Source organism: Mucilaginibacter sp., from assembly GCF_028287845.1.
Lineage (GTDB): Bacteria > Bacteroidota > Bacteroidia > Sphingobacteriales > Sphingobacteriaceae > Mucilaginibacter.
In genome coordinates, this window is sequence record NZ_JAQBOW010000032.1 from 1 (window position 1) to 9,680 (window position 9,680).

A 9,680-nucleotide genomic window follows, 5' to 3' on the forward strand; every position below is an offset into this window, starting at 1 on the left:
TATACTATGATTCGTTAGATGTTATGGGCTGGGATTTTAGTGATACCGGCTTTAAGGTGCTTTTCTCGAAAGATATCCCCACTTTTATTCGCGATAACGTATACCACGATATTACCGAATTTTTAGCCAGGCAAAACCTGCAGCTAAGCGATATAAAGAATTTTATTTTTCATCCCGGGGGCAAAAAGGTGCTGGATGCCTATACAGATGCGTTAACTATTGAGGGAGATTTTTTGAATAAAACCAGAGCGGTTATGAATGCTAACGGTAACATGTCAAGCGCTACGGTTTTGTATGTGCTGGAGCGATTTATGAGCGAAGGGTTTGAAAATGGTTATGGCCTGATGATGGCTATGGGGCCGGGGTTTTCTAGCGAGATGGTATTATTGAAGCTAAATAACTAAGCATGTACTTTATCATATTTATCAGCTTTTTGATCCTGCAGCGGTTATCAGAACTATATATTTCAAGCCGGAACGAAAAATGGCTTTTACAAAATGGGGCCATACAATACGGGCAGAATCACTACCCTTTTATGGTAGCTATGCATACGCTGTTCATCATATCAATAATTGCCGAATATAATTTAAGAGGGGGAACGGCCATCAGCTACGGCTTTTTAATTGCGTTTTTATTGGTGCTTTCTTTTAAATTTTGGGCGCTGTCATCATTAGGAAAATACTGGAACACTAAAATTTACCGCATACCGGGTGTATACCCTGTAAAGAAGGGGCCGTACAAAATATTTAAACATCCAAACTATATGGAGGTAGTGTGCGAAATCGCTATTATCCCGCTGGTATTTAACTTATACTATACCGCCATAATTTTCACCCTGCTTAACGCGGCTATGCTAACAGTAAGAATTGGCGTAGAAAACAAGGTTTGGGCGCAATAACCTGGATAACTCCTTATCTTTCTTTGACTTGTCGACTGCTTTTTACGTCCTGAAACTAGCGTTTCAATACTTTTTCATACATTGCAATATACTGCTGCGGGGTAACTTTTGCTGCCAATTGGCCCATTAATTCAAAAGGTATTTGATCTGGTTTTTTAAATCGAACACATCCCTTACCCATGTCTAATTTGTATTTGCTGTGTTTGGGATATTCAGTAACAAACCAGTCTAACAGGTCTTTATCTAAATATAAACCCAAATGATGTAGAGATATAAAGTTTTTTTGCGAAGCTACATTAATAAGGCTTAATGGTAGCTTGGGATCGCAATGATAACCGGGAGGGTACAGCGAGTGCGGAACTACATACGAGGGCATATTATAACATAACTGCTGTTCAAAACCTGCCGGGATATGATCGCCAATGGCTTTCCAGAGCGCTGCTATCGGCGCTTTTCGATCATCCGGAAGATTATCAAAATAATCCTGAACACTCATTATTATTTAATTTTCTTAAATACAGCCGCGCCCAAAGGCGGTATAGTGATGTTTATAGAATGCTCTCTGCCATGCCAGTTTACAACTTCACTGTGTACAGCCTTGCTATTGGTCACTCCGCTTCCCCAGAATTTTTGGGCGTCCGAGTTAAATATCTCTTTCCAGTTGCCACCTGATGGTACGCCAACTCTAAAATCATGACGTATAACCGGGGTCATATTCAAAACAATAACTAAATCGTTTTTAACATCATGGCCCTTTCGGGTATATACTAATATGGAGTCGTTGGCATTACCCCCATCTATCCATTCAAAGCCGGTTGGGTCAAAAGCTTTTTCATAAAGGGCAGGTTCAGATCTGTATAATTTATTCAGCGCCTTAACAGCTTCGCTCATGCCATTATGGTTTGGATATTCGAGCACGTGCCATTGTAGCGAATGCTGGTAGCTCCACTCATCGCCCTGTGCAAACTCATCACCCATAAATAATAATTTAGCACCCGGATGAGTAAACATATAACTGTATACCAAACGCAAATTAGCAAACTGCTGCCATTCATCACCCGGCATTTTACGCAGCATAGAACCTTTACCATATACTACCTCATCATGCGAGAAAGGCAGCATAAAGTTTTCGGTAAAGGCGTATATCAAACTAAACGTTAGCTGGTTGTGATGATATTTACGATTGATAGGATCTTCAGAAAAATATTTTATCGTATCATGCATCCAACCCATCATCCATTTCATACCAAAACCAAGTCCGCCTAAAAATACCGGGCGGCTAACGCCTGTAAACGCAGTCGATTCTTCGGCAATAGTTTGTATATCGGGGAAATGACTATAGCAGGCTTCATTAAATTCTTTTAAAAACGATATAGCGTCCAGGTTCTCGTTTCCGCCATATATATTAGGCTCCCATTCGCCAGCCTCGCGCGAGTAATCCAGGTAAAGCATAGAGGCAACCGCGTCAACCCGTAAACCATCTACATGGTATCTATCCAGCCAGAATAGCGCATTGCTTATTAAAAAGGCGCGTACTTCACTGCGGCCATAATTAAATATGTACGATTTCCAATCGGGATGGAAGCCTTTGCGCATGTCGGCATGCTCATATAAATGTGTGCCATCAAAATTGTATAGTGCCATTGCATCTCCGGGGAAATGTGAGGGCACCCAATCCAATATCACGCCTATACCTTCCTGGTGAAACCGTTCTATCAATAACATTAATTGCTGCGGTGTACCATATCTTGACGAAGCGGCAAAATATCCGCTAACCTGGTAGCCCCAGCTTGGATAATACGGATGCTCCATTATGGGCATTAGCTCGATGTGGGTAAACCCCATTTCCTTAACGTAAGGAACCAATTTATCGGCCAATTGCTCGTAGGTATAAAAGTCGTCCGGGCTTTCCCAATTACGCGCCCATGAACCTATGTGTACTTCGTAAACGGAGTATGGTTTATCTAAAGCATTATGCTGATAGCGGTTAGCCATCCAGCTGCTATCCTTCCATTCATAATAGGTATCGGCTACTATAGAACCGGTAAGCGGCGGCACTTCCCAGCGCAGGGCAAAGGGATCGCTTTTTTCCAGGTCCTCGCCGGTTGTTGAGTTGATAAAATATTTATAAACCTCGCCAACACCAACGTTTGGTACAAACCCTTCCCAAATACCCGAGCCATCCCAGCGGATATATAACCGGTGCGAACCGCGGTTCCACCCATTAAAATTGGCTATTACCGATACATATTGAGCATTTGGTGCCCAAACTGCAAAATAAGTGCCCACCACACCATTATGCTCCACCACATGCGAGCCGAATTTTTCATATAACTTATAATGCTTACCTGATTTAAACAGGTCTATATCAAAATCGGTAAAGCGACTGTATGGTATAACCGCTTTATCTTTTTCATTATTAATTAAGGCCGTAGGTTTGACAACTTTTTTAACCGCCACCTTTTCTTTAACAACTTTTTCTTTAACAGTTTTGATTTGTTTTGCAGGTTTTGCTTCCGCAGTCAGGAGTTCGGTATTGGTTGCTTTTTTTGCCATGATGAGTAGCCCTAATGGGATTTATATTTAACTCAGCTTATTAGCTCAGTAAGGTTATAACAATCAAATATATCATTATTGTTTGGTGCTAAGCAAAAATCGTCAAATACTTACTATAGCTTACCACGGTACAGGCGGCGCAGCGAGGTTTTGTTACACGAAAGTGTGTAACAAAATGTAACAAGTGAAACAAGATTTCGACTTAAATTATTGATTATAAGTTATTTATGAAAAAGTGATGTAACAAAATGTAACAACTTATTCGTCAGTATTTTTAAGTATGACTTTGTTTTTATATATTGATAATCAGATAATTGCCAATTGACTGATTTAGGAGTGATGTAACAAGATGATGAATCATGTGAAACAGCCACTTCATCGCTAGCGTGGCGTGTGGCGATCTCTGCGCGCCATGTCACCCGTTTAACTACCGTGTAGAGATCATCACACCCGTACCCGTTCTCGATGATGCCCGGGGTTTACCCCCTGCTTGTTGGTGTTATCACAACGGGCGTCCGGAAGATCCCTCCCTCTCCAGAAATAAAAAAGCCTTACAAAGTATAAAAACTCTGTAAGGCTAAATCATCGTAATCCTTAAATCAGGAGTATTCGAAAAATTCTAACACCTTTTTTGTCATCCTGAACGAAGTGAAGGATCTTATTTAATCGATAAGTATAAGGGCAGTCATTCAGATAAATGTGTTTACGTATAAGATTTTTCGCTACGCTCAAGAGAATAGTTCTTCACTACGTTCAGAATGACAAATTAATCTTTCGAACACTCCTATGCTATTAATCCAATGAATCTTAGTTTATTTTGTCAATACTATCTTTTTAAAGTTTTTACTGTATTTAAACTCCAGCACTTTATCAGCATTCACACTAAAATCGGTAATAGTTTTACCGTCGGCTATAATTTTTGATGGTGTAAACGGTAAACCGGTTACATTAAAATTGTAGATTTCGTATCTTGGTGTGTACAAACCTTCCATACTTTGCTGTATGGTAAAACTGGTTTTGGTACCGTTAACTGCGAATTTCTTTTCAGAATATATATCCTGCTCATAGGCAAAAGTTTCGCCATAATCTTCAAAGAAGAATGAGTTAGCCAAGTAATCGCTGAAATAAACATTCAGCTTAACTTCCTCTATTTCTTTTTCGCCCACGTATTGCATTACGGGGTATTCTGGTATAACAGAACCGGCCTTAACAAAAATAGGTATAGTATCTAAAGGTGTAAGCACGTCAAGTTCCTTGCCCCCGTCTATCAGCTCCAATGTCCAGAAATTATACCACTTGCCTGCAGGCAGGTAAACTATACGGCTTTTTTGCCCCTGCTCTAATACCGGGCATATCAGTATTTTATCGCCATAGGTAAATTCGTCCTGGCGGAAATGGTTATTGTGCTGTTCCTGTTCCTGCATTACAACCGGCCTTAATATGGGGAAACCATAACGGTGATGCTCCCAGAAGGTAGAATACAAATAGGGTATCAGCCTGTAACGCAGTTCGATAAATTTTCTATTGATGGAAGTATAGGGTTCGCCAAAGCTCCATGGCTCACGCTCTTTGGTATCGCCGGCAGAGTGCGCGCGCATAAATGGCGAAAAAGTTCCCATTTGTATCCAGCGGGTAAACAACTCGCCATCAGGCTCACCACTAAAGCCGCCTATATCTGTACCGCAAAACGGAATGCCGGATATGGAAAGACGCTGTAACTGTATATTACCCAATTTTAAATGTTCCCAGGTAGCCACATTATCACCCGTCCAAACAGACGAGTAACGTTGTACACCCGAGTAGCCTGCCCGGGTAATAGTAAAAGGGCGCTTATTCTTCATAATGGTGCGCAAACCTTCGTAAGTAGCGCGTACCATTTGCATGCCATAAATATTATGCGCCTTACGGTGCGATCCGCGATGCCCGTCATATTGGTGGCGCACATCATCCGGAAAAGTGCCGGTGCCAAACACAGCCGGCTCATTCATATCGTTCCATACACCTGCAACACCCATTTCTACCAAGCCTTTAAACAAACCACCCCACCAGGTACGTACATCCGGGTTAGTAAAATCCGGGAACTGGCAACGGCCCGGCCAAACGTGGCCCTCCATAAAATAATCATCACTACGGCGGCAGAAATGCCGATTCTCTTTTCCTTCTTTAAACACCCAGTAATTATCATCAACGCGTATTCCCGGGTCAATAATTACTACGGTTTTAAAACCATCGGCAGCAAGCTCACTTATCATCTTTTTAGGATCAGGGAAGTATTTCTTGTTCCAGGTGAAGCAACGGTAACCATCCATATAATCAATATCCAAATAGATACCATCACACGGAATTTGTTCTTTACGGAACGTATTGGCTATCGCCCTAACTTTAGCTTCAGGATAATAACTCCAGCGGCATTGGTGGTAACCAAATGCCCAAAGCGGTGGCATAGGGTGCGTACCGGTTATAATATGATAGTTTTTAACCACATCCATCATATGCGGACCATGAATGTAGTAGTATTGCAACTCGCCTCCATCTGCCCAAAAACTTGTTTGGTCTTTCTTTTCGGCACCAAAATCAAAATGTGATTTAAAGGTATTGTCAAAGAAAATACCATGCGCTATACCTTCATTTACGCTTATATAAAAAGGTATGGTACGATATATCGGGTCCTGGTTCCATTGAAATGAGTAAGCATCCGTGTTCCAGTTTACAAATCTTTTTCCGCGTAAGTTAAGTTCGGTCGCTTTATCACCTAAACCAAAAAAGCTTTCTTCGGGCGCGCACGTTTTAGTACAAAAAACATAATAACCACCAAAAGAAACATTCTCTTCCCAATGCATGGGCACCGCATCCATACTGGTTACATGGTCCTTACTATCAGAAAATGATATAAAAAAGTCTTCCTTACGGATATGGCAATTTATACTATTGGTTGATACGCGATACTCCTTCTCATTCTCTAACAAAGTAAATGCTGTAACTTTTTGTTCAAGTTTTGGTACAGCGTACGAGAATTCGTCAAGGAAAACACCATGCGGTGCCAGTCTTACACGTATAATTTCGGGTGTAACTACAACAATCTCAACCTTAGCTTCGCCATCTGTAAAGAAAAATTTATTGCCCAGTTGGTCTGCATGATTAGGTATCCCGAGATATTTTTTTATGATGGGTTTTATTCCGACGATGGGGTTATTAACGTGTTGAAACGTATCATCATCTAATATTTTATTTAGTTCTAATTCCGGATCTATTGGATTCTCTTCCATATCAACTATTAAACTATTTGTTTATGCCCACAAACAGTTTTACGCTACTACTAAATAATAGGTTGGCAATTACCCGTTTCAAAGGCTAATAAACGATTTTTATTCAACAATTGAGCCATAATGGGGCTAAAATATCGGTAACAATGAAAAATTATGAAAGTCGTAATTTTTAAATTCATAAGTGAAGGTTTTTTATGAAGCGTTCATTGAACAAAGCATGAACGTGGGGGTTAAGGGTATATCACAACAAACGAAACTACAAAATATCACCACATCCTATCGCCAAACATCATCGCGAACGAGATGCGAGTGTGACGATCTCTATACGATAGGTAACCAGGCGTGACCTGCCGCGCAGAGATTGCCACGCTGCGCTTATAATGACATGATTGTAAGTTATTGATTATCAATATAATTAAAATTGTCATCTAACATAGTGAGAGATCTATATACGCGCTAAGCAGACGGATTGAGATGTATAGATTTCTCGCTACCGCTCGAAATAACAGCGGTTTTTTTATATAGTTTCCATTTTTTTACACGTCATTACGGTTTTTTCAGGGTTGGCCCTGATGGGTACTCGCGATGACGTGACGGGGCTTGTATATTTACCCATTCACCCCGTCCGTTTTGTCTCACTCCCTTTGCGGGACGGACACCCGTCCGTCATCGCGAACGAGGTACGAGTGTGACGATCTCTATACGATAGGCAAGCGGCCCGTCCACTATCAGTAAATATTAAAAATTCAATAACACGCCGCTCATTTGCGCTATGGTAATGGTTAAACCCATAGTCGCAATATTTTTTGTGCCAAATTGAGTTCCCGTTAACAAGTCGGTAAATGTTACTGCGCCGCTTACGTCAAGCCAGGTCAACAGCTCCGGCGGAAAATTAACATGAATGTTTTGATCATTACGGTCAAAGCTGGCAATTACCAATATCCGCTGTTTATCGGTATAGCGCATATACAGATAAATGCGTTCATTAAAGTTGTTTTGATATTGGTTAGCCAACAGCAATTCATAAAATTTGCCTGCATATAATGCCTCATTACTGCGTGCTGCATTAAATAATTTGGAATAAAATGCGCGCAGATATTTCTGATCGGCAGACAATTGCCCGCCGTCATATAAGCCATTATTTACCCATTTTTGATGTTCGGGTACGCCCCAATAATCAAAAATGCTGGTGCGGCCGTCATTATCGCCAAAACCCTCAATACCATCTCCGGGCTCACCTACCTCTTGCCCGAAATAAATCATTACCGGCCCGTTTGATAGGGTGGTGCAAACTATCATTCCTGGTACCGCATACCGGGCATTGCCCACATAACTGTTGGATGCAACGCGCTGCTCATCATGATTTTCCATAAAGCGCAGCATGTGTTGATCTATGCCGCTGGTTTCGTTGTTCCATACGTTATTAATGTCCCAAACTGTTGCACCGTATTGGTTAGTGGATAACTTTCGCACGGCATCAAACATTCCGGTTTTATCATACAGGTAATCAAACTTACCATCAAAAATATAATTGCGGTAATCTCTGATGTTGTATGCTTCTCCTATAAATATTAAATTAGGATAGTTTGCTTTTAGTTTGCCGATCACCCATCCCCAAAACTCAAACGGAACATTCTCTACCATGTCGCACCGGAAACCATCTACACCCTTCGCGCTCCAATAGTTCAATATATCGTATAGCTTATACCATAACGGCGGCGGTGGATCATAATGCGTACTGTTATTATCCAGCACATCAATACCATAATTCAGCTTAACAGTCTCAAACCAATCAGCTAAACCGGGCGTTGGACTATAAAAATTATTGCCGGTTACTTTAGCGGGATACTCATCAAATCTGCCATCCTTAAGCTTGCTTTTAAAATTATCGCCCCCGGCATTGTAGCCTGCCGGAACCACAAAAGACTGTCCCGGCAGATAATAAAAATCATTTTTAACGTCGAATGCCTTAGTTTTATCATCATCCTGCCCAATATCTTTTACTCCTGCGGGTTTGGTATCTGATGCATAAGTGCGCGCCACGTGATTAGGCACAAAATCCATCATTACTTTTAAGCCATTTAAGTGGGTGCGTTTTATCAATGCTTCGTACTCGCCCATGCGGTTTTTAACATCAACAGCCAGGTCGGGGTCCACATCATAATAATCTTTTATAGCATAGGGTGATCCCGCAATACCCTTAACTACATCCGGGTCATCAGGTATTATGCCGTATGCCGAATAATCAGTCATTGTAGCATGTTCAATAACACCTGTAAACCAAATATGGGTTATACCAAGCTTTGCAAGTTCCTGCAAGGCCCTGTCGGTAATGTCATTGAATTTTCCGGTGCTATTTTCTTCAATAGTGCCATAATATTTATTGGTAGAATTAATATTACCAAATAAGCGGGGTAGCAATTGATAGATGACCAGTTTATTATCTTGTGTAGAAGAAACGCTCATATTTAACGGCTAATATACAACGCTATACTACTTAACAAAAATGCCCGAACAAATAGCCCGGGCATTTATTGAATACATTAATAATATTACAATGCACTTAATGTTTCCTTTAACATCTTTACAGATTGATCATCGCTTTTTCCGGTTTCAAATATTTCCTGCGAGGTCATGTTGTTGCCGTAAAACGCTGTATTGGCGCTTTTATCAATAGATAAATTTGAACCATGGATAGATATACCTGCAAATAATCCGCGGCTGCGTGAGTAAGAATATACTTCGGCCTCCAGCTTATAATCTGTACTGGCTGTAGAGCTGCGCCCAACCGGGCCTGCCGCTGCAGATATATCGCCGCCAATGGTAAAATCGCCATTCTTAACCTTGGCAAGCACCCCTTTATGACGGAACACCAATACCATATCAACAGATTGCATACCTATTTGAAACCCGAAACTACCGCCTGTTAAGGTAATAAATACCGGGTCGCTCCATTTACC

The 9,680-nt window shown here is 41.1% G+C and carries 7 protein-coding genes; 2 read left to right on the forward strand and 5 right to left on the reverse strand.

The window, feature by feature from the left end; all coding sequences use genetic code 11:
- Together JWP71_RS03065 and JWP71_RS03070 are read left to right on the forward strand one after the other, a co-directional pair.
- Nucleotides 1–404 (forward strand): 3-oxoacyl-[acyl-carrier-protein] synthase III C-terminal domain-containing protein (locus JWP71_RS03065; RefSeq protein WP_299496968.1); only part of this gene is annotated, 404 nt, incomplete at its 5' end.
- A 2-nt stretch (nucleotides 405–406) separates the two neighbouring features.
- Entirely contained in the window at nucleotides 407–898 is a 492-nt protein-coding gene (locus JWP71_RS03070; protein ID WP_299496971.1) for an isoprenylcysteine carboxylmethyltransferase family protein, read from the forward strand.
- Between the two features lie 55 nt (nucleotides 899–953).
- Here the strand turns inward: JWP71_RS03070 and JWP71_RS03075 are convergent, their stop codons facing one another.
- The 5 genes from JWP71_RS03075 to JWP71_RS03095 all read right to left on the reverse strand — a co-directional run.
- Entirely contained in the window at nucleotides 954–1,394 is a 441-nt protein-coding gene (locus tag JWP71_RS03075; protein WP_299496974.1) for a DUF1801 domain-containing protein, read from the reverse strand.
- Between the two features lie 2 nt (nucleotides 1,395–1,396).
- Nucleotides 1,397–3,454 carry a 1,4-alpha-glucan branching protein GlgB gene (gene glgB, locus JWP71_RS03080; protein ID WP_299496977.1) on the reverse strand — a complete coding sequence of 686 codons (2,058 nt, stop codon included), beginning with the start codon at nucleotides 3,452–3,454 and terminating at the stop codon, nucleotides 1,397–1,399.
- 812 nt (nucleotides 3,455–4,266) lie between these two features.
- Nucleotides 4,267–6,720 carry a glycoside hydrolase family 31 protein gene (locus tag JWP71_RS03085; protein WP_299496981.1) on the reverse strand — a complete coding sequence of 818 codons (2,454 nt, stop codon included), beginning with the start codon at nucleotides 6,718–6,720 and terminating at the stop codon, nucleotides 4,267–4,269.
- A gap of 738 nt (nucleotides 6,721–7,458) precedes the next feature.
- A complete protein-coding gene (locus tag JWP71_RS03090; RefSeq protein ID WP_299496984.1) occupies nucleotides 7,459–9,186 on the reverse strand; it encodes an alpha-amylase family protein in 1,728 nt (575 codons plus the stop codon).
- A gap of 86 nt (nucleotides 9,187–9,272) precedes the next feature.
- A partial coding sequence (locus tag JWP71_RS03095) for a lipid-binding SYLF domain-containing protein (RefSeq protein ID WP_299496987.1) occupies nucleotides 9,273–9,680 on the reverse strand: 408 nt, incomplete at its 5' end.